Here is a 23,333-nt window from a genome sequence, read left to right on the forward strand (position 1 = left end):
TACGCTCATGTCGTATACGGTGACCGAGGCTACGGTCGTCTTTCCCGATAAGAAGGCGGCCTCCTCGTTCTCGAGCGGGTATGCGTCTAAAAAGCCCTGCGCGCATATCGATTGTGAGCTTGAGGGCGGTTTTGAACGGTCCATTTGGATTCCCGTGCGGGTTGCGCGGCTGTATCTCAAAAACCGCCCCGATTTTCCCTGTGATTGGGATAACTTTCGTGAGGCTGTGCAGCTCATCGAGCGTAAATGTGCACTTACCATGGTGACCGAGATGTTATCACGCCGTGACCATGCGACGGGTGAGGTCCGTGACAAGCTGGCTTGCTACGGCTTCCGCCAGCCCGCGATCGATTTCGCCGTCGAGCGCGCCACCGAGTATCACTTTTTAGACGAGAACCGCTTTTGCTCGTACTTTATCGAGGAACGCAAGCGGCGCGGTTGGGGTCAGCGCAAAATCGAGACCGAACTTAAGCGCCGTCATGTCGTGCTCGATGACATTCCCGGTTATCCCGAGGATTATTTTGCCGTCGAAGACGATTTGGCGCGTGCGTCAGCCCTGCTCGCCAAGCGGCGTGTTCCAGAGACGTGCGGATTCGAAAAACTGGTTCGGTTTTTGATGGGCAAGGGCTTCTCGTATCACATCGCCGCCGATGCCGTTAAGGCACGTCTCGATGCCGAATGCGAGGGATGTGCGCTTTAGGCGTATGCGTTTTGTGGCCCCGCCGTTCACCGCGTTTTAGCCGCCGTACTGGGGCCATTTATTTGACAGTTGTTGTGGTTCAACGTACGATAAACACTGTCATTTGCTTTGTGATATGTGCTCATCTGTGATGAGTTTGTTTATATGTTTATCTGTATCCGACCCGCATAAGCTGCGCCCATATTACTCAAATGTCGCGAGCCGTTCATAAGGACGGTTCGCTTTGTTGTGTAACGAATCCATAAAAAGGAGTGAGCATGCCTATCATTGCAGCGCTCGTTGGCATCGTTTTGGGTGCCATTGCCGCCATTGCCTACATGCGCACCGCCAAGCAGGGTAGTCTTCACGAGGCCGACGAAAAGATCCAGTCGGCACACGCACAGGCTGAGTCCCTGATCGGTGATGCAAAGCGTCAGGCCGAGACCCTCAAAAAAGAGGCTCTGCTCGAGGCTAAAGAGGAGATCATCAAGAACAAGCAGGCCGCCGAGGCCGAGGACAAGCAGCGTAAGAGCGAGATTCGTACGCTCGAGAACCGCGTGATGCAGCGCGAGGAATCCCTCGATCGCCGCAACGACGCTCTCGACAAGCGCGAGCATCAGCTGTCCAGTCAGGCCGGTCAGGTCGAGAAGCGCTCCCGTGAGCTCGAGGAACTCTGCGCAAAGCAGACCTCCGAGCTCGAGCGTATCGCCGACCTTACCCGCGAGGATGCCCACAAGGAGCTCCTCGATAAGGTTCGCGGCGAGGTCACCCACGAGGCCGCCACGATTATTCGCGAGTCCGAGCAGCAGGTTCGCGCCGAGTGCCACAAGACCGCCCAGGAGATTCTTTCCCTGGCGATTCAGCGCTGCGCTGCCGACCACACTGCCGAGGTCACCGTTACCTCCGTGCACATTCCCTCTGATGACCTCAAGGGCCGTATCATCGGTCGCGAGGGTCGCAACATCCGGACCTTCGAGCAGGTTTCCGGCGTCAACCTCGTGATCGACGACACGCCCGAGACCGTCGTTCTTTCGAGCTTCGATCCGGTCCGTCGTGAGACCGCCCGTGTCGCCCTCGAGAACCTCATCGCCGACGGCCGCATTCACCCCGCCCGCATCGAGGAGATGTATCACAAGGCTGCCGACCTGGTTCAGCAGCGCGTGCGCGAGGCTGGCGAGCAAGCTGCATTCGATACCGGCATTCACGACCTGCACCCCGAGATCGTCAAGACCCTTGGTGCCCTGCGCTACCGTACCTCGTTTGGTCAGAACGTGCTTCAGCACTCCCTCGAAGTCTCTGACCTGTGCGGCGTGATGGCTTCCGAGCTTGGCCTGGACGTCGTGACCGCCAAGCGCGCCGGCCTGCTGCACGACCTGGGCAAGGCAATCGACCATGACGTCGAGGGGCCGCATGCCGTCATCGGCGCTGAGCTTGCCCGCCGTTATGGCGAGAAGCCCGTTATCGTCCACGCTATCGAGGCTCACCATGCCGATGTCGACTCCAACACGGTGCTCGATGTCCTGGTGCAGGCCGCCGATGCTGTCTCTGCCTCTCGCCCCGGTGCCCGTCGCGAGTCTGCCGAGAACTACATCAAGCGTCTCGAGAAGCTCGAGGAGATCGCCAACTCCCATGAAGGCGTCGAGCGTACCTATGCCATGCAGGCTGGTCGCGAGGTACACGTCATGGTTCAGCCGGACAAGATCTCCGATGCCCAGTCCACGGTCCTGGCTCACGATATCGCCCATCAGATCGAGGAAGAGATGGAGTATCCCGGTCAGGTGCGCGTCGTCGTGATTCGCGAGAGCCGCGCTGTCGATATCGCTAAATAACATGAGCGACGCGAACGAGCTCATCTCATTTATCGCGTCGATGTCGGGGGAGGGCAACCTTCGCGTCGAGGAGAACCTTGGCGAGGGGTATGTCCGCCTCCGCGTTTCGGAGGCCGAGCGGCGCCAGGCAAAGCACGACATTCAGCATGTCGAGGATATCGTCATCGAAATGCTCCGTAATGCTCGCGATGCTGGTGCCGACAAGGTCTATCTCGCCACGACCAAGGAAGATGGCGTCCGCACGCTTGTCTTTCTGGATAACGGTTCGGGCGTTCCGCAGGATATGCAAGAGCGAATCTTCGATGCTCGCGTTACCTCCAAGCTCGAGAGCATGAAGATGGACCGTTGGGGCGTTCACGGTCGTGGCATGGCATTGTTTTCGATCAAGCAGAACACCGACGAGGCCCGTGTGGTCACGTCCGGCGTCGATCTTGGTTCAGCCTTTAAGGTGAGCGTTGCAGCCGACCGCCTCAGCGAGCGTGCCGATCAGTCCAGCTGGCCCCAGGCCGTCAAGGATGAGGACGGACGTTATGTCTGTGCTCGCGGCCCGCATAATATTATTCGCGCTGCCTGTGAGTTTGCGCTCGAGGAGTTGCGTGGTTGCGATGTCTATCTTGGTTCTCCGTCTGAGATTGCCGCGACCCTTTATGCTCAGGCGTCAAGTCGGCTCGATACGTCGCGTCTCCTGTTCATTGATGACGAGAGCGAGCTTCCGGTTGTCGATCGTTTAGGCCTTGCCTCTGATGCCGAGGACTTTATCCGTATCTGTTCGGGTTTGGGTCTTGAGATGTCCGAGCGCACGGCCCATCGCATTTTGGCAGGGCAGATTAAACCCGTTCGCGGTGTGACCGCGCGTCTGCTGCGCGAGCGTGATTCGTCCTCGCATGCGCCGGCTCCTGTCGATCTTGCAAAGGATCGTCGCGGGCTACGTATTGCCAAGGATGACATGGCACAGTTTTCGCGTGCTGTGGAGCGTGACTTTAATGACCTTGCCGCCCGGTACTATCTCAACCTTTGCGGTGACCCAAAGATTCGTGTTTCGCGTGATCGAATCACTGTGACCTTCGATCTTGCCAAAGAGGAATAGTGCCTTTACCGAGTCCACTCGGTACGATACAGTTATTGCAGTTAAAACGTACTTTTAAACGCAGGAGTTTCTTCATGGATTGCCTGAAGGTATCAAGCAAATCATCGCCCGCGTCCGTTGCCGGCGCCATCGCCGGCATGGTCAAGGATGGTGTGCCCGTCAACATTCAGTGTGTCGGCGCCGGTGCGGTCAACCAGGCCATAAAGGCCGTGGCTATTGCGCGCGGTTTTTTGATTCCAACCGGGTTTGATATTTCCTGCGCGCCCGTGTTCTCCGACATCCTCATTAACGGGGAGTCGCGCACGGCCATCCGTCTTTCTATTTACGTTCACCAGATCAATCGAGCTGCTATGGATAACGTCGTCATGGATGATGTTAAGCCTGTGGCATAGCTTCTGCTTGCCTCGATTCGCCCCCCCCCCTCTCCATCGTTAGGACTTATGCACATGGACCAGCGTTCCGTACGCGATATTCTTGCCGGTAAAACCTACTTTATCCGCACCTTTGGCTGCCAGATGAATCAGCACGACTCCGAGCGCGTGAGCGGTCTGCTCGATTCGTATGGTTGCCTCATGGCGCTCGATCCCGAGCATGCCGATATTGTTGTCTTCATGACATGCTGCGTGCGCGAGGCCGCCGATACTCGCCTGTACGGCCAGTGCAATTCCTGTAAAAGCCTGCCGCCTTCGCCTTCGGGCAAGCGTGTGGTTGCCGTTGGTGGTTGCATCGCGCAGCGCGATGGCGAGGGCCTGCTCACCAACGTCGATAACGTCAATGTCATCTTTGGTACGCATTCCATCGCACATGTGGCAGAGCTCATTGCCGAGGCGTTCCTTGATGGCAAGCGTCATATCCGCACCAATGAGCATGAGGATACGGATGCCATGAGCATGCCGTGGCATCGCGAGACCCAGTATCACGCTTGGGTGCCCATCATGACGGGCTGCAATAATTTCTGTACCTATTGCATCGTTCCGTACGTGCGCGGTCGCGAAAAGAGCCGCTCCTTCGAGGAGATTGTCGACGAGGTGACCGGTTTGGTGCGCCAGGGCGTGCGTGAGATTACGCTGCTGGGCCAAAACGTTAACTCATATGGTCGCGATCTGTTTGGCAAGCCGCGTTTTGCCGATTTGCTGCGTGCCGTGGGCGATACGGGTGTGGAGCGCATCTTCTTTACGTCTTCGCATCCCAAGGATCTGCTGCCCGAGACCATCGACGCCATGGCCGAGACGCCTGCTGTTATGCCGCAGCTGCACCTGGCCGTCCAGTCAGGTTCGACGCGGATCCTCAAAGAGATGAATCGCCGTTATACACGCGAGGACTATCTGGGCCTGGTCGATCGCATTCGCAACCGCATGCCCGATATCGCGCTCTCGACTGACATTATCGTTGGCTTCCCGGGCGAGACTGAAGAAGACTTTGAGCAGACGCTTTCACTTGCCGAGACGGTCCGCTATGCCCAGGCCTATACCTTCATCTATTCCAAGCGCGCCGGTACCCCGGCCGCAGAGATTGACGATCCTACGCCGCATGAGGTTATTCTCGGGCGTTTCAACCGCCTGGTTAAGGTTATCGAGACCACGGCACATGAGTATAACCAGGGTGAACTTCATACTGTGGTTCCGGCGCTCATTGAGGGAACGAGTAAAAAGAACGACGCGGTCCTGCTGGGCAAGAGTCCCAAGAATCAGACCGTGCATGCGCCTATCCCCGAGGGTTACAGCATCGATCAGCTTGTTGGCAAGATCGTTGATGTTGACGTTGACGTTGCCAAGACCTGGTATTTGTCCGGCTCCGTTGTGGGCGAGCCGCGCTAATGGTTTCTTCCGGGGCAGGTCTTTCCGCCGTTGCGATCGTCGGTCCGACGGCGGTTGGTAAGAGTGATGTTGCCGACCGTTTGGCCGCTCGTCTTTCGTCCGAAGTGCTGTCGTGCGATGCGATGCAAATCTATCGCGGCATGGACATCGGTACCGCAAAGATGACGCCCGATGAGTGTACGGCGCCGCTGCGTCTCGTCGACATTGTAGAGCCGGGTGTGGCATATTCTGCTGCGCTTTATCAGGCTGACGCTCGCGCGCATGTTGAACGTCTCATTGGTTCGGGTTGTCTGCCGGTTTTTTGCGGAGGTACGGGGCTATATCTCAAGGCCGCCCTCGATGAGATGGACTTTCCCTCGGGTGAACTTGAGGACGATCGCCGTGTGGGCTATCAGGAGCTTGCCGAGCGTATTGGCGAGGAAGAACTGCATGCCCTGCTTGCCGAGCGCGACCCAGAATCGGCTGCTGTTATTCATCCCCATAACGTGCGCCGTGTGATTCGTGCGCTCGAGATGCATGATGATGGTATCTCCTATGCACAGCAAAAAAGTCAGTTTAGTGTTCCGCGCGAGCATTATCATGCTCTATGGTTTGGTCTGACGCGTAATCGCGAGGTGCTCTACGAGCGCATTAACCTGCGTGTCGATCTGATGTTTGAACAGGGTCTTGTTGATGAGGTTCGCGGTCTTATGGACCAGGGGCTGGGAGATGCCCTGACTTCGATGCAGGCAATTGGCTATAAAGAGATCATTGATGCTTTCAATGGCGTGATTTCTATGGATGAGGCTCGCGAACTCATCAAGATGCGTTCGCGTCGCTATGCCAAACGTCAGCTTTCGTGGTTTAAGCGCGATGACCGTATCGTGTGGTTTGATATGGACGAGTTTACGATCGATGAGGTCGTTGAGGACATCCTGCATCGTATTGAGGCTGCCTAATGGCCCGTTTCCCCCTTGTTCCCACGGCACCCGAGCCCGAGCGTGCCATTTTAGTTGGTGTTGAGTGGCGCGACAATGCATGGCCGCTCGATCGTTCGCTTGACGAGCTTGAGCGCCTGGCCCATACGGCTGGCGCCCAGTGCGTGGCGCGTTTGTCACAGCGTCTGGTTAAGCCGTATCCAAAATCGTTTATCGGTTCCGGTAAGGTTGAGGAGCTTTGCGGGCTCGTGCATCGTATGGATGTCGATGTTGTTATCTTCGACGACGATTTATCGCCCTCGCAGCAATCCTATTTGGAGAAAGCCGTGGGCGAGCCGGTAAAGATTATCGATCGTACAGCACTGATCCTGGATATCTTTGGCCTGCATGCTCAGACGCGTGAGGGACGCCTACAGGTACAGCTGGCGCAGCTTCAATATCTGTTGCCTCGTCTGCGCGGTATGTGGAGCCATCTTGCCAAGGAGCAGACGCGCGGCGGCATCGGTTCACGCTTTGGTCAGGGCGAAAGTCAGCTCGAGGTCGACCGTCGCCTCATTCGTAATAAGATCGCTGCGCTTCGTCGTGAGCTCAAGCAGGTTGAACAGCGTCGCGATGTCCAGTCCAAGAGCCGCATTGAGTCACCGGCGTTTCGCGTCGCGTTAGCCGGTTATACCAATGCCGGTAAATCGACGTTGCTTAATCGCCTGACCGGCTCTACGGTACTTTCGCAGGACAAGCTGTTTGCTACGCTCGACCCGACGACGCGTTCGTATCGCCTGCCCGGCGGTCGCGGCATGACGATTACCGATACCGTTGGCTTTATTCAAAAGCTACCGCATGGTCTCGTTGATGCCTTTAAGTCCACGCTGTCTGAGGTTCTTGGTGCCGATCTGATCCTTAAAGTTGTGGATGCCTCTGACGAGGACTACGAGCGCCAGCTCGAGGCAGTCGATCGCGTTCTTGACGAGATCGGTGCCGGCGAGCGTTTGACGCTTACGGTGTTCAATAAAATCGATCTTCTCGATAGCGTTGATCGATTGAGTTTCCGTCGTCGCTATCCCGAGGCCGTGCTGTTCTCGGCCCAGACGGGCGAGGGACTCGACGATCTCGTCGACCGTATTGCTTGTGAGGCGGCTGCCACCGATGTGTTGCTCTCCGCTGATATCCCGTATCGCGAGGGCGCCCTCATCACGCTGGTGCATGAACAGGGAACCCTTTTGCACGAGGAATATCTTGAGGGCGGCGTTCGTATTGTTGCGAAGCTGCCGGCTCGTATCGCGCCGCGGCTCAAGCGTTATCGCACCGAGTAGACGAGCTCCAAAAAGCCCAGAATAGTGGGCTAATGCAGTAGATAAAAGGGGAGTGCGTGACGTCCAAGGCTGGCGAGCGCCGGGATGGGATTGGCGTAGGCCCAGCTTGGGACGGTCTTATCGATTCCCTGCGCTATGTGTGCGGCGAAGTATCCTGCAAGATACATAAAGAAAAACGGGATGATGGGGTAGTAATCACCTGAAACAAACCCAGGGCTCGGAAATCCCAGCCACGCCAGGTAGGGGACAGGATAGATCGTTTTGGGGATACTCCAGGTGAGGGCGAACAACACAAGGCATAGGGACATGCCCCATCTCGCCGATATCTTCTTAAGGACGGGATCGGTCAACGCCACGATGCCGGTACATGCGGCCATGCAGTAGATGATGCCAAAATTAACCGAATCGTCTACTGAGACAAGTGTTGTTGCCAACCAGACGACGAGTGCTGCTAAGGCGTATTTGGCGGCACGTTTGATATTGTTGCGTGAGAGCGTGCACATCCAACCCGCGATAAACAAGAATACCCAGCTGATGCTGGCACGCCAGATGTCTTGAAAGACGGTCTGTGTAAACCAGGGCATATCCCAACCGTACAGGTAGGCGAGATCGTAGCAAGCGTGAAAACCTGCCATTGAAATCATCGTAAACCCGCGGACGGTATCAAAGATGGTGATGCGTTTTTGCATTACGAGAACCGGCGCATCAAGCCGACGACTTTGCCCAAGATAACGGGATTCGTTGCATAGATAGGCTCCATGGTGTCATTCTCAGGCTGCAGGCGTACGCGTCCCTGCTCCTTGTAGAACGTCTTGACGGTCGCTGAACCATCAATCATAGCCACGACAATTTCGCCGTTCATGGCACTCTTTTGTTCACGGACGATGATGTAATCGCCATTGAAGATACCGACATTGATCATTGAGCTCCCATGCACCTCAAGGATAAAGGAACCCTGATCAGTGGCGATTTCGGTCGGGATAGTAAATGTGTCTTCGATATTCTGCTCGGCCAGAATGGGAATCCCAGCCGCGACGCGACCAACGAGCGGTAGTGAGACCGTTCCGCGAGGTGCGGTGGTCTCGTCAGATTTAGAAATTGAGACAGAGGAACCGTCCTCGTTAAAGAGTTCCAGAGCGCGCGGTTTGGTGGCATCGCGCTTGAGTAGCCCGCGCGCCTCCAGGGCAGATAGATGGGCGTGCACGGTGCTGGGGGAGGAAAGGCCCACGGCAGAAGCCATCTCGCGCACGCTGGGCGGATAACCCTTCTCCTGCTGATATTCCTTGATGAAGTCGTAAATTTGCTGCTGACGCTTGGTAATTTTGCGAGCCATCAGGGCATCCTCTCTACCCATGTCAAACAAATGTTCGAATTTTGCTTGACAGGAACAACTGTTCGAAGATAATAATAACCGAACATTCGTTCTCGCGCTAGACATTTTTGTCCGCGCGGCTTGATAAAACTGTTCTCAGCAAAACACGCGAGAGGAGAACATGATGAACGCAACGAATATGGTCCAGGGAAACCTCGCCCTTAAGCTCGAGACGTCTGCAGAATACACTTTTACGGTTGTTCAGGGTGGCCGCTCCGGCTTTCAGCCTTTGACCGTAAAGCCTGCTCGCAATCAGCAGGCTGTAGCCGCGCCGGGCCGCGTTGCCCTGAAGGTTCCGACGATTGTCGCCGTTGCCGTTGCGCTTACGCTCTTCTTTGTCCTCGCTACGTCGGTCTTTAGCGCTCGTCACGCCGCGTATGCCGAGTCCGTTTCCAACGTTACCTATGAGACCATTCGCGTTCAGTCTGGTGATTCTCTTTGGTCGCTTGCCGAGGAATATCCAATCGAAGGCCTTTCCACGCAAGAGACTTCCGACATGATCCGTAACGTCAATCATCTGGAGCATGGTTCGCTCGCCGCCGGTGCGCATCTTAAGGTTCCTGCTCGTTCGTAATCATTATCGCGCTGCGCATGGTACCCTTGTTATCGTTTAAGAGGAGGTACCATGCGCTGTCCCAAATGCGGCAAGGCACATACCCGCGTCGTTGATTCCCGTATGCAGGAGTCAAATAACACCATTAAGCGTCGCCGCGAATGTTGCTCGTGTAACTATCGCTTTACAACGTTCGAACGATGCGAAGACCCAATCGAGGTCATTAAGTCGGACGGAACCAAGCAGCGGTTCGATCGCAATAAGCTGCTCGTCGGCTTGATGCGCGCCACTATCAAGCGCGATATCGACACTAAGAAGCTCAATGAGATTATCGATGACATCGAGGTCGAGCTGCGCTCTCGCACGCTGACGGCCGTTACGTCCCATGAGTTGGGTGACATGGTACTCAAGCGCTTGGCCAAGATCGACAAGGTGGCGTACATCCGCTTTGCCTCGGTCTACCGCGATTTCAAAGACGTCGATGAGTTTCTGCAAGAGCTCGACAAGCTAAGGTGATTCCATGTCCAACATTACCGTCAACATAAAGCGTCTCGACCCCACCGTCGAGCTTCCCAAATACGCCCATCCCACCGATGCCGGCTTGGATTTGCGCTCCAACGAGGACTGCATTCTGAAGCCCTTCGAACGCCGTCTGGTCTCTACTGGGCTGGCCATCGCCCTGCCCGATGGCTACGCCGGCTTCGTCCAGCCCCGAAGCGGTTTGGCCATCAAGCAGGGCCTGTCTATAGTCAATACGCCGGGCCTCATCGACGCCCACTACCGAGGAGAACTCAAGGTTATCCTCATCAACCTGGATCCCTCCAACAACATCCAAATCAACAAAGGCGACCGCATAGCCCAACTCGTCATCCAAGAAGTCCCCACGGTCAACCTCATAGAAGTAGAAGAACTAGACGAAACCGACCGAGGCAACGGAGGCTTCGGCTCCAGCGGCGTCGCCTAGGGGCGCTCGTATCCCTCCCGCCCGGGGCTTACCTATATCATTCCATGCTCAAACATTCTCGCGTCGCTTCGCTCGCTGCGAAACTGCGCGTGGAACGATATAGGTAAGCCCCGGGCGGGCGGCTACTCGCTTGAAACAATATTTACTTTTCTAGTAAGCCGATGCGACAAAGGGGCTGTCCCTTTGTCGCATCGGCTTACTGTATTTATATTTTCCTGTTTTACCTTTGCAGGTTCTAATGGAGGGGATACCGAAGTAGCTGCTAGTAAGTAAACGCAGCCGCTCTGCCGGAGCCGCCCTTATATCGTTCCACGCGCAGTTTCGCAGCGAAGCGAGAATGTTTGAGCATGGAATGATATAAGGGCGGCTCCGGCAGAGCGGCGGACATTCGACTAGCGGATATGCGCGGGCTTTCCGCCCCAGTAGAAGCGGCAGAAGGCTCGTTTGCGCTTTTGGGGTTTGCCTACTAGCTCCATGGTTGCGATGGCGATGTCCTCGGCTGCGTGGGGGCGGCGTAGTACTTCGCCGTTGATGAGTAGCGCTTTGAGCGACTCAGGGTGGTCGTGCAGGTGACGAAGCGTCACGATGAGCTCGCGTGCGGTGGTGACGTGCATGCTGGCGCCCATGCCGGTAAGCATCGTGGTGTTGGCCTTTTCCTGACCGTATGATTTGCCCAGCAGGATCATCGGCAGATGAGCGCACAGGCACTCGGTGACCGTGAGTCCGCCTGATTTGAGGATTGCCAGGTCGCAGCTGTGCATGAGGGCCGCCATGTCGTCCACGTAGTCCAGAACCGTGACGTTGTCGAGCTTCATGGCGTCGAAGAGCGTCTTGAGTCGGGCGGCGTATTCCTTATCCTTGCCCGGTAAAAAGACAAAGTGCATGTCCTCAAAGCTGCGTAAGAAGGGGAGCGTGTGGTCCATCGCGGCACGGAAACGCACGTATGGTTGGGGCAAACTGGCGCCGGCCATCACCAATACGACGGTTTTGTCTATGGGGAGATTGAACTTGCTCAGCTCTTCCTCGCGATCGTAATTTGAATCGAAACCGGCTCGGATGGGGATGCCCGTTATGCGGATCTTTGACTCGGGAACTTTGCGGGGGCGCAGCGTTTCGGCCATAAACTCGTTGGCCACGCAGAACAGGTCGGTGTCCTTGTGGGGCCAAAAGCCTTCGACTTCATAGTCTGTTGGTACGCAGATGACCGGATAATCGATACCCGTAATAACGCGGGCACCCACGGCAACATTGGCTGCTGTGATGTGCGTTGCGACCACGGCTATAGGCCTGCGGCGACGAATATATTCGTTGAAGGCGGGGAACATAATTCGCGACCATGCCGTGCCGCCACCCCAGAGAAGATGCCCCGTAAGCGTATATCGCCAGGTCAGGTCGTAAATGGGGCGTGTGGCTCCCGTAAAAGAAGCCGCGGTCTTATTGCCGTCGAATTTAATACGTCCAAAATCAAGGATATCGAGCACTTCAATTTCAATATCCTCAGGGATTCCCTTGGTGCCGCGGATAAGGTCAAATGCTTGTGCAATCGCGTTGGCGGCGGCTTTGTGGCCCGATCCAACTGATGCGTGCACAATGGTTACCAGGGGTTTTTGTGCAGGTAAAACGGTCATTTGCTCCGGTTGGGGAGTGGCTTGCATGGGCAGGGGAGCGCTATTGCTCGTCTGCGTTTGATCCATCGATAACTCCCCTTCAGCTTTGTTACGCGATTTATCATTGTAGTGCATGAGTGTCATGTTCACGTAAATTTGGGTATGAGCGCAAAGAACGACAACGTTTCGACGAGAGGATTCTTCATGACTACCGATCAGCCGATTGATGTTGCGATTATCGGTGGAGGCCCCGCGGGCTATGCTGCCGCCATTTACGCTGCGCGTGCCAACCTGACGACGACCGTGATTGAGCAGGGCATGTCGGGTGGACAGATCGCCACGACCAATGAGGTCGAGAACTATCCGGGCATTCCGCTCTTGAGTGGCGCCGAACTCGGCGAGCGTTTTCAGCAACATGCAGAGGGGCTGGGAGCGCAGGTTACATGGAGCATGGTTACGGGTATCGATTACGATGCCGATGCAGCGCTGTTTACGGTGCATCACGATATGGGCGATACGCTTGCCTCGAGCGTTATCGCTTGCATGGGTGCCACGCCGCGTCCGGCAGGTTTCGCTGGCGAGGATACCTATCGCGGTCGCGGCGTTTCGTATTGCGCGACGTGCGACGGCATGTTCTTTCGCGGCAAGCAGGTTTTTGTCATCGGCGGCGGCAATGCTGCCTGCGAGGAAGCTCTGTTCTTGTCAGAAATCGCCAGCAGCGTGACCATCGTTTTGCGCCGCGATCAGTTCCGTGCCCCCGATGGTGTGGTTCAAAAAGTTCTTGCAAAAGATAATATTTCAGTTAGGTACCAAACTAGTATTGTCGAGCTCTCGGGCGAAGCCATGCCAACGACGATTACCTTTAAGGACAATGCATCCGGGGAAACTCACACCGAGTCATTTGTCCCTGGCTCGTTTGGTATCTTTGTCTTTACCGGAACGCAGCCCCATTCCGAGCTCGTTGAGCATCTAGTCGATCTGGCGCCGGACGGCGGTATTGTTACTGATGATTCCATGGCGACCCGCACGCCAGGTCTATTTGCCGCTGGCGACATCCGTTCCAAGCGTTTACGCCAGGTTGTGACTGCCGTTTCTGATGGAGCCATAGCGGCAACGAGCGTATACGCGTTTCTCCGTGGATAAGTACGATAATATATCTTATGTAAGGTTGCTATCAATTAACTAAATGGCGGGATGATGCATCAGTGCACTATCCCGCCATTTATCTTGCCGGCTATGTGGTATGCAAAACTAGATAATCTAGAATACAATATAGAAAATGAACGGAGGACCTTTATGAACCACGTTAAACACGTTATTCCGATGTCCGATTCGTCGGTCAGCATTAAGCCTGAGGATATTCAGCCTACGGTGCTACCAGATGCATTTATTCAGTCCGATATCGTGCGCAAACTCAATACGTTGAGTCTGCCGCGCTATAACCAGTTGCCCAATGTGACGCTCTACCGCGACCAGGTCATTGAGTATGTTGCGCTGTGGATGGAGCCACTGTCCATTTGCGTTGAGCAGCCTGTCATTACGCCATCGATGATCAATAACTACGTGAAGGTCGGCTTGGTGCCTGCTCCGGTCAAAAAGCAATATGGCCGCGAGCAGATTGCCCGTCTGATCGCTATCTGCATCTTTAAGCAGGTGCTACCTATTGCTGCGGTGCAGGCACTCTTTAACATTCAGCGTTTGAGCTACGATGACCCTACGGCCTTCGATTATGTGGTCGATCAGCTCGAGGCATCGATTCGTTCGGCGTTTTCCGTCGAGCAGACGCCGGTTCCCGATACGGCGCATCAGGTAACGCGTGAGTCGCTGCTTGTGCGCAGTGCGGTTTCATCCTTCGTTTCGAAGGCGTACCTGATGAGCTATCTCAAGTTCAACGGGTTTAGTAGCTAACCGACGTATAAAACGGGCGGGACAAAGAGCCATCTGTCGCTTTGTCCCGCCCGTATTTTTGCTTGGTTGGACTTTATTTGCCCGAAGCTACGCCCATACCGTAGCCGATAATCAGGCCGTGCATCTCGGCGTAATAGGAATCCAGGCCGTTGCAGGGCATGATGATGGTCTTGGAGCCGGGCCAATGCTCGACTATGCGGTCAGTAAGCGCCTGGGCTCCAGCTTCGTTCTCAACGTGATCGATGACGACCTCACCGCCCGTAAAGCCCTCGGCTTCCATAGTGTCGATGATCTTGTTTAGCATCTTCTTTTCGCCTCGCGTGTGCCCCACGAGTTCGATTTTACCGGCCTCACTCGCTGTGCCCAAAATGCGGATATTGAGCTTGTTGGCAATGACGCCGGCTGCCTTAGGGATACGTCCGGCTTTGGCGAGGTTTTCGTAATTGCACAAACTGAAGAGGATTTTGCTGTTCTGTTCAAGGCTATCGAAGTATGCGCAAGCATCCTCGAATGAGACATTCGGATTGCTTGCAAGATAGCGGTCGAACAGCAAGAAAATGAGGTCCATTTTGCCGCCAGCTGCGCGTGAATTGACTAGATGAATCTGTCGGTCGGGCTCCTCGGCAAGAACCATATCGCGAGCCGTGGCTGCCGCGTTGTAGCTGCCCGACACGCCCTCAGAGATCGGCATGCAGATGGTCTTGTCTGCCAATTTGAAGAGCTCGGCCCACTCCCCTACGCTGGGACAAGCGCTCGAAGAAGCGTCCGTCTCCGCCTGAACAGCGCAGTTGAGCTCATGAACATCGAGCGAAAGGTCATCGACGAATTCACGCTCCCCCACTCGAATTTTGAGGGGAGCAAATGCAAAGGTGGTATGGGGTGCGATCGGTTGCCAATCGCGGAGGTTGCAGCTTGAATCGGAGATAAGTGCCCAGCTCATAGAGGGTCCTTTCTAATCGTTCCCATTCAATTATAGCCATCTTGCAGACCGATTGGGCCGCTATCTAGTATTCAAAACTAGATAGCGGACTGCACTAAAGGCAAAAGAATGGACCCCATGACTCAAAGCCACGAGGTCCATATCCGTTTGCTTTATCTGAATACTTAGTAGCGCACGAAAATGTAGTTGTTGTTCATGCCGGCGGCAACGGAGCTGATGATAACACCCGTGTTGTAGTCGGAAGCATGAATCATCTGACCACCACCGATGTAAATGCCGGTGTGGTACGAGTTGACCACAACGTCACCGGGCTGCGGATCGGACACACGCGTCCAGCCCATAAAGGTGCCCGTGGTGCCCAGGCGGCAATAGCGACCAGTGAGGCAATAGCTAACAAAACCAGAGCAGTCGAAACTGTTCGGGCCAATTCCGCCCCAGGAATAGGCGCAACCAAGCTTGCTGTATGCACGCGAGACAACAGAACCGCCATCGACGGACTGGCTCGGAGCAGAAGGCGTCGGAGCCGGGGCAGGCGTGGAGGGCTGCGGTGTCGGAGCAGGTGCCGGCGTAGGAGCCGGAGTGTTGCCGCCCTGGTTGTTGTTATTGCTGGTCTGGCCACCGTTGTTGGTGTTCTCGGTCGCACCGGCAGTCTCGTTGCTCACCGTGGCCTTCTCGGCGGTACTGGCGTTGATGCCGGCCTGCAGCGCGGCGTTGGCCTCGGCCTCAGCGGCAAGCTCAGCCTGCAGCTGTGAATCCAGAGAGTTTACGACGTTCTGTGCTTCAGCCTGCTGGGCGTTAAGCTCGTCGACCTTCTTTTGCGTGGTGGCGACGTTCTTTTCCTGCTCGGCCTGCTTATCGGTGAGCTGCTGTTTGAGCTCCTTGACCTCTTGAATGGTCTGAGCCTGCTTATCGGAAACTTTGCCGTAGTAGAACAGACGGTTGAGCATATCGCTCAGGTCATCGACGCCCGTCAGAACCTGAAGCAGGCTCAGACCGCCGGTTTTGTACTCGCCGGCGACATAGGTCGAGAGCTTGGCCTGACCATCGGCGATCTCCTGCTGCTTTTGCGTGATCTCGCCAGCAGTCTGATCGAGCGCCTGCGTCTGCGTGGCGAGCTCATCGTAAATCTGCTGAGTTTGGGTACCGATCTGCTCGAGCTTCGTACGAGCAGCGGCAAGGTCGGATGCGGTATCGGCGTAGGCAGGAGCCGCGAGGCCCAAGCCCAAAACACAAGCGAGGGTTGCCGTAGCAGCGCAGCGTGCCATGTTTTTGTGCGTGTTTGCTGTGCGCATGTAGCTTCCTTTCCAGTAACTAAGGGTAACGGCTAGTCCACCGTCACCAGGCTAAAGAGCTCCACATCGTCATTAGACGGTGTGGAGCTTCTCGCGCGGGTTGAGAAACGCAAGCTCAAGGATACAACCGTAACCGACAAGCTTTGCGCCCATATCTCGCACCAGTTTACCTGTTGCCTCGACGGTTCCGCCCGTCGCGACCAAGTCGTCCAGAATCAACACGGTATCTTTAGAGCTGATAGCGTCGGCATGGATCTCAATTGAATCGGTGCCGTACTCGAGCTCGTAGCTCTGACTTACGGTCTCGCGCGGTAGCTTGCCAGGTTTACGTGCGGGAACAAAGCCGGCGCCAAGGGCTACAGCCACCGGTACGCCAACCATAAAGCCGCGAGCCTTGGGACCCACGACCTTGGTGATTCCCATGCCGGCAAAGTGCTCGGCGAGGGCATCGGTCATGGCTTTGAGCGCCTCGGGATTGCCAAAGAGCGGCGTGATGTCTTTAAAGATGACTCCGGGCTCGGGATAGTCGGGGATGTCGACGATTTGAGATTCGAAGTCGTACATTGCATGACCTTTCAATGGGTTGCCGGATAAGCGGCAGCTGTTATTTGCCCGCGGTGGCGGTGCCGGATTGCGAAGGGGTGACGACCTTGAGCGGCTTTACGAGGGAATCCTCGTGCGAAGCCGGCGCGCCTATCTCTTCGTTTTTGGCCTTGGTTGACTCGGAGCGAGTGATTTCCTCATCGAGTGCATCGATGTCGGCGTCCTCGACCACGGCGTTGAGCGACTCAAAAACGCGGTTCTTGAGCAGCGCGGTGTGCACGCCCTCCGTCAGGTCGTGAAGCTTCTTAAACGCACGCTCGAGCTTGGCGTCGCGCTCGTCATCGGAGGTGTCCATGCCGAGCATGCTCACGAGCACCTGCTCAAACATCGAGGACTCGCGGTTGGCGGAAGACACGTACTGACGCAGGTTGCGCGGCTCGATATGGAAGCGCGACAGCTCGGAGCAGTAGCGGATGATCGGGAAATCGCGGCCATCGACGAGCTCACGATTCTGCGGACTCTTGATGATGCGAATGAGGTCGTTCTCGGCGAGCGAGCGGATAAACGAAATCTCGACGCCCAGCATATCGGGAATGGTCTCGATGGGATGTAGCTTTTGCTTAGTCTCCTTGGGTTCCGTCTTGAGTGGAACATCGGACAGCAAGCCCACCTCGTAAGCGAGCGTTGACAGGTCCGTGGCGTTTTCCAAGCGCTGCTTAATTACGTTGAGCGGCATGTAGCGAGTCTTCTGCAGGTGCAGAATGACCTCCAGGCGATCAACGTCCTCCTTGGAGTACTGACGGTATCCCTTAGGCGTACGATGAGGGGTAATGAGCCCCTCATCCTCTAGAAATCTAATTTTTGAGTTCGAAAGATCGGGGTATGCGCCTCGAAGTAGGTTGACGACTTGGCCGATACTCAGATAGTTGCGTTCGGCCATGCCCTACTCACCGGTTTCGATGCGCTCCGGCGTGCTCTCGTGGTAGATGAGCGTAAACGTACCGATCTGGACGGAAGAACCGTCGTGCAGCGGGGCTGCATTGACGATGGCACCGTCGACCCAGGTGCCATTGAGCGAGCCCAAGTCCTCGATGCGAGCGCCGAGGCCCTCGCGAATAATGCGCGCGTGGCTGCGCGAAACGGTCATGTCATTGAGGAAGATGCCGTTCGCGGGATCGCGGCCAATGGTGGTCACGTCATCCTCGAGCTCAAAAGCGGCACCAGTCTGCGGACCCTTGACGATGGACAGAACGGGGGCGGTGATGCGCACGTTGGCCATGAGGTCGGGAACGGTGACGTCGCTTGAAGGCACGCGGAATACGCAGGTAGCGTCAGCAGTCTTATCATTCTGAGGCATATTGTTAACCATGTTGTCCATGACAACCCCTAACTTATCGCGGACGTGCCGCAAATAATGAACCGTACGTAATCATACCCCAACGAATCAGTCTTCGATTTCAGGGTTCAGAAAGTCGATGTCCTCGTCCTCGGGATGCGTGAGAGCCTGTTTAATGGCCGCTCCGCCCTTAATGGAGTAGATGACAGCGGTGAGCATGGAGAAGATCACGCCGCCGTACACAAAGAAGATGCCGAGGGGCATCGAGCTTCCGTTGAGGCCCGGGAAGGCCGTAAGGGCTGAAGGTAAAAGATGCAGGCCGTCAATAACGGGGAACCCGAGCAGCATGAGCGAGAAGCCGGTCATGAGCAGCGCTGTGGCAATCTTTCCGGGGAAGACGACATCGATGGGGCGACGGTGATAATGACGCACGATTAGCGTGCCGATGCCCAGATAGATGTCGCGGCCGATAATGAGCACGCAGACCCAGATGGGCAACTCTCCGCGGACCACCAGTCCCAAGACGCCGGTGAACAGCAGGGCACGGTCGCAGATGGGATCCATGACCTTGCCGAGCCACGATACCGTCTTAGTCATGCGGGCGATCTGACCGTCCATCCAGTCGGTGGAGGCGGCAACGGCGTAGATAACGATGGCGATGACGCGGTTGTTGTCCGTCACAAACAGGTACAGAAATACCAGGGTGAGGATCAGGCGCGTAAAGGTGATGAAATTGGAGATCGTAAAGATCTTATTCGACGGGTAATCGGAAGTGCCGATAAGCTCCTTTTTGATCTTCTTTTTGATGCCCACAGGACTCCCCCGCTGGTTAACGACAAAACTTTCGATACTATACCCGTTCCGGCGATGTCTATCCAGCGTAAGCATAGAGAGTCCAGACATGTGGAGGGCGCTATTAGGCGGGGGATTTCGCATTCGTGTACATCTGCCTCCAAACATGTCGAAAAATGTCGATTTTGGTGGCTAATGTACACGTTTTGATTCGGTGATTACATCGATCGGGAACGTTGTTACTTTAAGCAAAATAATCATGGTGATTAAAACAAAAAAGGTCAGGCACTAAGTGCCTGACCTGCAAACTTCTGGTCGGGACGACTGGATTCGAACCAGCGACCCCTTGACCCCCAGTCAAGTGCGCTACCAAGCTGCGCCACGTCCCGAAGCTTTTATTTGTTGCTCTGCTCTCGCTCGCAACAGGGAGTATATTAACCCGAAACTTTGTCCTTGTGCAAGAACTTTTTTACAAATTTTGAAGCAAGTCCAAAATTGTATCTGCGAGCTGGGGTTTTGTTAGCACGGGAAGTTCTTGCGTGCCCGCTGTGCTCACGATCCAGGCCTTGTTGGTGTCGGTTCCGAAGCCCGAATCGGCGCGCGATACATCGTTGGCGATAATGGCATCGCAACCCTTGCGCGCGAGCTTGCGCTGCGCGTACTCCACGACGTTATCGGTCTCGGCCGCAAAGCCGATCACACAACGCTCGCCCTTCTGACGCGAAAGCTCGGCCAAGATATCGACTGTCTCGACCAGTTCGATGTGATCCAAGCGCTCGTTGGCCTTTTTGAGTTTATGGTCCGCAGGGGTGGCGGGGGTATAGTCGGCGACGGCGGCCGCACAAATTGCAGCATCGGCCGTCTGGAAGGCGCTCAGTGCCGCCTGGAGCATCTCTGCGGCGGTCTGCACGCGCACGCACTCCACGCCGCGGGGAACATCGAGCGATGCCGGTCCCAACACGAGCGTGACCTCGGCACCGCGGCGTGCGGCCTCCCCTGCAAGGGCGACGCCCATCTTGCCTGATGAGCGGTTGCCAATGAAGCGCACCGGGTCGATCGGTTCGTGCGTGGGGCCGGCAGTGATGACGATGCGCTTGCCCGTCAGGTCTTGCGGCACGGGGTTGAGCACCTCACAGACAGCCTCGACGATGTCCTCGGGCTCGCTCATGCGTCCCGTGTCCACGTCGCCGCAGGCAAGGTAGCCGCTGCCGGGTCCCACCACATGGACACCGCGCTCGCGCAGCGTGGACATGTTGGCCTGTGTCGCCGGCGCTTTCCACATGCCATTGTTCATGGCCGGCGCGATCACGATGGGTCGCGGCGTTGCCAGCAGCGTGGTGGAGATGAGGTCGTCTGCGATGCCTTTGGCCATCTTGGCGATGATATTGGCCGTCGCGGGCGCCACGACCACCAGGTCGGGCTCCTGTGCGAGCGAGATGTGGTGGATAGGGTCGGAGGGATCGTCGAATAGGCCCACGGCAACGGGCTCGTTGGTGAGCGCACGGAAGGTGAGCGGGCCCACAAACTCGGTGGCATGCTCGCTCATGACGACCTTGACGCGCGCGCCGCGCTTTTGCAGCAGGCGCACGATATTGCACGACTTATAGGCGGCGATCCCGCCGGTAATACCCAGCAGGATCGTTTTTCCCTCAAGTTGCATTGAATTGTTGGATGCCGCCGTCATTGCTAGGCTTCCTTGCTCGGGAGTACCAGGAGGCGGTGGCAGTACGGGCAGTGCGTAATCTCGCTACCGTCGTGGTTGAGGTCGCTCATGGACGATGCCTGCAGCGCGGTGTGGCAAACCGTGGGGATGTTGCCCTGGATGGTCTCGACGGCAAGGCCGCGGAACTGCTTGAGCAGACGCTCGTAGTCGGTGAGCACGTCGGCCGGCAGCGTGGCGGCAAGCGCGGTGCGCTCCTTAGTGGCGGCGTCAATCTGAGCCTGCAGGTCGGCAGCCTTGGCGCGGGCGGCCTTGGTATCGGCCTTCACGCCCTCCTCGAACTTGGCGATGATTGCCTGCGCGCGGGCCTCGCGGTCGAGCGCCTCCTTATGGGCGATGACGACATCCTTGCGGGTGTGCTCAATCTTGTCCAGACGCTTGGCCAGGGTTGCGAGTTCATTCTCCAGGTCCTGAACCTCGCGGTAGTCGGAGCCGTCGACATGGCGCTTCTTGGCAGCCTCGATGGCGTTGTTGGTCTGAATCTCGGTGGTGTTGAGATCGTCGAGCTCAATGTCCAGATCCTTGCGCTGGGCGTAGAGCTTGGTCATCTCGGACTTGAGCTTCACATAGGTCTTGCGCTTGGAAGCGAGCTCCTTGAGCTCCGGCATATTGGCAAGTTCGCTCTTGTTGCGGGCGAGCTCCAAATCGATCTGTTGCAGCTTGAGTAGCGTAGCGCCGGCGCTCATAAGTTCTCTCCTTTTGTCACAGTCCACCATTGGCAAGGGTTCAGTATTTTAATCGCATGACGGGGGTCGACCCCGGCGTCAACTGCAGAGTTCATCAATATATCAACGAACGGCTCTTCGGAGCGGTCGTGGCCGAGCAAGATCACCGGCAGCCCGCGCAAGGCAAGGTCTTGCGCCACGTGGTAGCCTGCCTCGCCGGTTACGATGACATCTGCGCCCGCGGCGATGGCGAGCTCTCCAAAGTCGCCCAGGGAGCCGCCCAAAATAGCGACGGTACGGCATGCGTGCTCGGCTTCGCCCCACACACGCGGGTCACTGCCGAAGGCCGTGGCAGCACGGGTGGCAAGATCGCGCAGCGTGCATGGGTCGTTGAGCGTTGCAAGCGCGCCCAGGCCGCAGGCCTCGGGGTCGTCCACATGCTCCAGTGAGCTCACGGGTGCGGCACCCAGCAGCTCACTCAGGCAGGTGCGCGCTTCGTGCGAGCGGTCCAGATTGGTATGGAGTGAAATAATGCTCACGCCGCAGCGGGCGGCCTCATAGAGCGCCGCGCTGCACTGGGGGCGTGACGCATCCGACGGACAAAACGCCTCGGGCGCCTTGATATAGATGGGATGATGCGTTAGCAGCACGTTGACGCCGGCCTCCTGGGCGCGGTGCACATTGGCTTCGGTCGCATCGAGTGCGCAGGCAACACCGGTAATCTCCGCGGCAGGGTCGCCGACGGAGAGTCCTACATGGTCCCAACTCTCGGCATCGGTCTTGGGATGGCGTGCCAGCAGAGCGCGCTCAAGCTCGGCGACGATCATGCGGCACCCACGATTGAGAGCAGCGTCTGGGCAAACTCGTCCAGATCGGCCGGGTTCACGCGGTCATCAAACGAGATACGCAGAGCGCCCAATGCCTGCTCGCGACCAATGCCCATGGCGCTGAGAACATGGCTCGGGTCCATGCTGCCACTCGAGCACGCCGAGCCGGCCGAAACCTCAAAGCCGGCGGCGTCGAGCTTGATGATGAGCTCCTCGGAGTCCATGCCGTCAATGTAGATCGATACCATGCCGGGCAGACGGTCGGCCTGCGCATAGTCGCCCATGGTGGCGTGAATGCGCGGATGGGCCGTAAGCGCGGCGTAGAGCTTGTCGGACAAGGCCTGCAGCGTCGCACGCTCCTGGGCCACATGGGGCGCCAGCGTGCGGGCGGCAGCGGCAAAGGCCAGCTGCGTGCGCAGGTCCTGCGTACCGGCGCGACGGCCGGCTTCTTGTCCACCGCCAAAGATGCGCGGACGCAGCGGCGTGCGGTTCTTAAGGTAGAGCGCGCCAGATGCCACAGGACCGCCGATCTTATGCGCGGCAACGGTCATGGCATCGACGCCCAACTCGGTGGCATCGAGCGGAATGTGCAGATAGCCCTGGATGGCATCGGTGTGGAACAGGGCGCCCACGGTATGCGCGACCGTGGCTAGCTCACGGATGGGCTGCACCACGCCGGTCTCGTTGTTGGCTGCCATGATGCTCACGAGCGCGACGTCGTCGCCAAGCAAGTCGTTCAGCGCGGCAGGCTCGATGTAGCCCGCACGGCAGGGCTGAACTAGGTCGACGGTAAAGCCGGCGGCACGCAGCAGCGGCAGGTTGTCCAGGATCGAATCGTGCTCGATGGCAGATACGATCACGCGGTTACGCTTACGGTCGCGCTGACGTGCACCCTCGGCAAGACCGAGTAGCGCCAGCTGGTTGGCTTCGGTGCCGCCGTTGGTCAGAACAATCTCAGACGGGCGAACGCGCGCGCCAAAGCTGCGGGCGATCTCGCGACGTGCAACCTCCAGACGCGCGGCAGCCTTGCGGCCGAGCGAGTGCAGCGAGTTGGGGTTGACGCCCGCAAGCTCGCTATCGTCGTACTCACGCTGCGCAAGGCGCGCCTCGGCGCGCATGGGCGTCGAGGCGGCGTAGTCAAGATTCACGGGTATGCGGTTTTGACCTGCGGTCAT

24 protein-coding genes, 1 tRNA gene and 1 pseudogene are annotated in these 23,333 nt (G+C 57.0%); 12 read left to right on the forward strand and 14 right to left on the reverse strand.

Annotation, left to right across the window (positions count from 1 at the left end):
• The first annotated feature begins 7 nt into the window (after positions 1 to 7).
• From AB5Z25_RS02845 to hflX, 7 genes are all read left to right on the forward strand, one after another.
• Positions 8 to 700, forward strand: coding sequence for a regulatory protein RecX (locus AB5Z25_RS02845; RefSeq protein WP_368132205.1), 693 nt, complete (start codon positions 8 to 10; stop codon positions 698 to 700).
• Positions 701 to 957: 257 nt separating this feature from the next.
• The gene (rny, locus tag AB5Z25_RS02850; protein ID WP_368134741.1) at positions 958 to 2,508 is read left to right on the forward strand and encodes a ribonuclease Y; all 1,551 of its coding nucleotides are present in this window, start codon (positions 958 to 960) and stop codon (positions 2,506 to 2,508) included.
• 1 nt (position 2,509) lies between these two features.
• Positions 2,510 to 3,595: an ATP-binding protein gene (locus AB5Z25_RS02855; protein ID WP_006235981.1), complete on the forward strand. Its 1,086-nt coding sequence runs from the start codon at positions 2,510 to 2,512 to the stop codon at positions 3,593 to 3,595.
• A gap of 74 nt (positions 3,596 to 3,669) precedes the next feature.
• On the forward strand, positions 3,670 to 3,987 hold the full coding sequence (locus tag AB5Z25_RS02860) for a stage V sporulation protein S (protein ID WP_006235982.1): 318 nt from the start codon (positions 3,670 to 3,672) through the stop codon (positions 3,985 to 3,987).
• 54 nt (positions 3,988 to 4,041) lie between these two features.
• Positions 4,042 to 5,412: a tRNA (N6-isopentenyl adenosine(37)-C2)-methylthiotransferase MiaB gene (miaB, locus tag AB5Z25_RS02865; RefSeq protein WP_238023075.1), complete on the forward strand. Its 1,371-nt coding sequence runs from the start codon at positions 4,042 to 4,044 to the stop codon at positions 5,410 to 5,412.
• Positions 5,412 to 6,350 (forward strand): tRNA (adenosine(37)-N6)-dimethylallyltransferase MiaA, encoded by a 939-nt coding sequence (miaA, locus tag AB5Z25_RS02870; protein WP_138374197.1) that lies wholly within the window; start codon positions 5,412 to 5,414, stop codon positions 6,348 to 6,350. The genes miaB and miaA overlap by 1 nt, the downstream gene beginning before the upstream one ends.
• Positions 6,350 to 7,639, forward strand: a complete 1,290-nt coding sequence (hflX, locus tag AB5Z25_RS02875) for a GTPase HflX (RefSeq protein WP_368134742.1) — start codon at positions 6,350 to 6,352, stop codon at positions 7,637 to 7,639. Before miaA ends, hflX begins: the two co-directional genes overlap by 1 nt.
• Before the next feature lie 29 nt (positions 7,640 to 7,668).
• Here the strand turns inward: hflX and AB5Z25_RS02880 are convergent, their stop codons facing one another.
• Both AB5Z25_RS02880 and lexA read right to left on the reverse strand, forming a co-directional pair.
• Positions 7,669 to 8,328 carry a heparan-alpha-glucosaminide N-acetyltransferase gene (locus tag AB5Z25_RS02880; protein WP_368134743.1) on the reverse strand — a complete coding sequence of 220 codons (660 nt, stop codon included), beginning with the start codon at positions 8,326 to 8,328 and terminating at the stop codon, positions 7,669 to 7,671.
• Entirely contained in the window at positions 8,328 to 8,972 is a 645-nt protein-coding gene (lexA, locus tag AB5Z25_RS02885; protein ID WP_138374200.1) for a transcriptional repressor LexA, read from the reverse strand. Before lexA ends, AB5Z25_RS02880 begins: the two co-directional genes overlap by 1 nt.
• A 160-nt stretch (positions 8,973 to 9,132) precedes the next feature.
• On the opposite strand from lexA, the gene AB5Z25_RS02890 reads away from it, so the two are divergent.
• Genes AB5Z25_RS02890 through dut form a run of 3 tightly spaced genes read left to right on the forward strand, consistent with a single transcriptional unit; the run spans position 9,133 to position 10,528 of the window.
• Complete coding sequence (locus tag AB5Z25_RS02890; protein WP_368134744.1) at positions 9,133 to 9,585, forward strand: LysM peptidoglycan-binding domain-containing protein; 453 nt, start codon at positions 9,133 to 9,135, stop codon at positions 9,583 to 9,585.
• Between the two features lie 51 nt (positions 9,586 to 9,636).
• Complete coding sequence (gene nrdR / locus AB5Z25_RS02895; protein WP_022093781.1) at positions 9,637 to 10,080, forward strand: transcriptional regulator NrdR; 444 nt, start codon at positions 9,637 to 9,639, stop codon at positions 10,078 to 10,080.
• A gap of 4 nt (positions 10,081 to 10,084) precedes the next feature.
• Positions 10,085 to 10,528, forward strand: coding sequence for a dUTP diphosphatase (gene dut, locus AB5Z25_RS02900; RefSeq protein ID WP_138112619.1), 444 nt, complete (start codon positions 10,085 to 10,087; stop codon positions 10,526 to 10,528).
• Between the two features lie 392 nt (positions 10,529 to 10,920).
• Here dut and AB5Z25_RS02905 read toward each other — a convergent pair whose 3' ends face one another.
• Positions 10,921 to 12,117 carry an MGDG synthase family glycosyltransferase gene (locus tag AB5Z25_RS02905; RefSeq protein ID WP_368134745.1) on the reverse strand — a complete coding sequence of 399 codons (1,197 nt, stop codon included), beginning with the start codon at positions 12,115 to 12,117 and terminating at the stop codon, positions 10,921 to 10,923.
• A gap of 222 nt (positions 12,118 to 12,339) precedes the next feature.
• On the opposite strand from AB5Z25_RS02905, the gene AB5Z25_RS02910 reads away from it, so the two are divergent.
• Together AB5Z25_RS02910 and AB5Z25_RS02915 are read left to right on the forward strand one after the other, a co-directional pair.
• Positions 12,340 to 13,278, forward strand: coding sequence for an NAD(P)/FAD-dependent oxidoreductase (locus tag AB5Z25_RS02910; RefSeq protein WP_346965319.1), 939 nt, complete (start codon positions 12,340 to 12,342; stop codon positions 13,276 to 13,278).
• Positions 13,279 to 13,431: 153 nt separating this feature from the next.
• Positions 13,432 to 14,043, forward strand: coding sequence for a DUF1836 domain-containing protein (locus AB5Z25_RS02915; RefSeq protein ID WP_368134746.1), 612 nt, complete (start codon positions 13,432 to 13,434; stop codon positions 14,041 to 14,043).
• A 73-nt stretch (positions 14,044 to 14,116) separates the two neighbouring features.
• Here AB5Z25_RS02915 and AB5Z25_RS02920 read toward each other — a convergent pair whose 3' ends face one another.
• The 11 genes and pseudogenes from AB5Z25_RS02920 to AB5Z25_RS02970 form a co-directional block, all read right to left on the reverse strand.
• Positions 14,117 to 14,983: a DegV family protein gene (locus tag AB5Z25_RS02920; protein ID WP_368134747.1), complete on the reverse strand. Its 867-nt coding sequence runs from the start codon at positions 14,981 to 14,983 to the stop codon at positions 14,117 to 14,119.
• Positions 14,984 to 15,147: 164 nt separating this feature from the next.
• Positions 15,148 to 16,275 carry a coiled-coil domain-containing protein gene (locus tag AB5Z25_RS02925; protein ID WP_138374201.1) on the reverse strand — a complete coding sequence of 376 codons (1,128 nt, stop codon included), beginning with the start codon at positions 16,273 to 16,275 and terminating at the stop codon, positions 15,148 to 15,150.
• 32 nt (positions 16,276 to 16,307) lie between these two features.
• Positions 16,308 to 16,839 (reverse strand): annotated as a pseudogene (locus AB5Z25_RS02930) (adenine phosphoribosyltransferase).
• A 40-nt stretch (positions 16,840 to 16,879) separates the two neighbouring features.
• On the reverse strand, positions 16,880 to 17,758 hold the full coding sequence (ftsR, locus tag AB5Z25_RS02935; RefSeq protein ID WP_138112611.1) for a transcriptional regulator FtsR: 879 nt from the start codon (positions 17,756 to 17,758) through the stop codon (positions 16,880 to 16,882).
• Between the two features lie 3 nt (positions 17,759 to 17,761).
• Complete coding sequence (locus AB5Z25_RS02940; RefSeq protein WP_006236002.1) at positions 17,762 to 18,196, reverse strand: FHA domain-containing protein; 435 nt, start codon at positions 18,194 to 18,196, stop codon at positions 17,762 to 17,764.
• A gap of 66 nt (positions 18,197 to 18,262) precedes the next feature.
• A complete protein-coding gene (locus AB5Z25_RS02945; protein ID WP_138374202.1) occupies positions 18,263 to 18,967 on the reverse strand; it encodes a CDP-alcohol phosphatidyltransferase family protein in 705 nt (234 codons plus the stop codon).
• A 291-nt stretch (positions 18,968 to 19,258) separates the two neighbouring features.
• A tRNA-Pro gene (locus AB5Z25_RS02950) sits at positions 19,259 to 19,335 on the reverse strand.
• An 80-nt stretch (positions 19,336 to 19,415) separates the two neighbouring features.
• Entirely contained in the window at positions 19,416 to 20,630 is a 1,215-nt protein-coding gene (gene coaBC / locus AB5Z25_RS02955) for a bifunctional phosphopantothenoylcysteine decarboxylase/phosphopantothenate--cysteine ligase CoaBC (protein WP_368134748.1), read from the reverse strand.
• Positions 20,631 to 20,632: 2 nt separating this feature from the next.
• A complete protein-coding gene (locus AB5Z25_RS02960; RefSeq protein WP_022095087.1) occupies positions 20,633 to 21,352 on the reverse strand; it encodes a zinc ribbon domain-containing protein in 720 nt (239 codons plus the stop codon).
• The gene (locus tag AB5Z25_RS02965) at positions 21,349 to 22,158 is read right to left on the reverse strand and encodes a Nif3-like dinuclear metal center hexameric protein (RefSeq protein ID WP_368134749.1); all 810 of its coding nucleotides are present in this window, start codon (positions 22,156 to 22,158) and stop codon (positions 21,349 to 21,351) included. The genes AB5Z25_RS02960 and AB5Z25_RS02965 overlap by 4 nt, the downstream gene beginning before the upstream one ends.
• Positions 22,155 to 23,333: a cysteine desulfurase family protein gene (locus tag AB5Z25_RS02970; protein WP_368134750.1), complete on the reverse strand. Its 1,179-nt coding sequence runs from the start codon at positions 23,331 to 23,333 to the stop codon at positions 22,155 to 22,157. The genes AB5Z25_RS02965 and AB5Z25_RS02970 overlap by 4 nt, the downstream gene beginning before the upstream one ends.

This window comes from Collinsella aerofaciens, assembly GCF_040910325.1.
Taxonomy (GTDB): Bacteria; Actinomycetota; Coriobacteriia; order Coriobacteriales; family Coriobacteriaceae; genus Collinsella; species Collinsella aerofaciens_BL.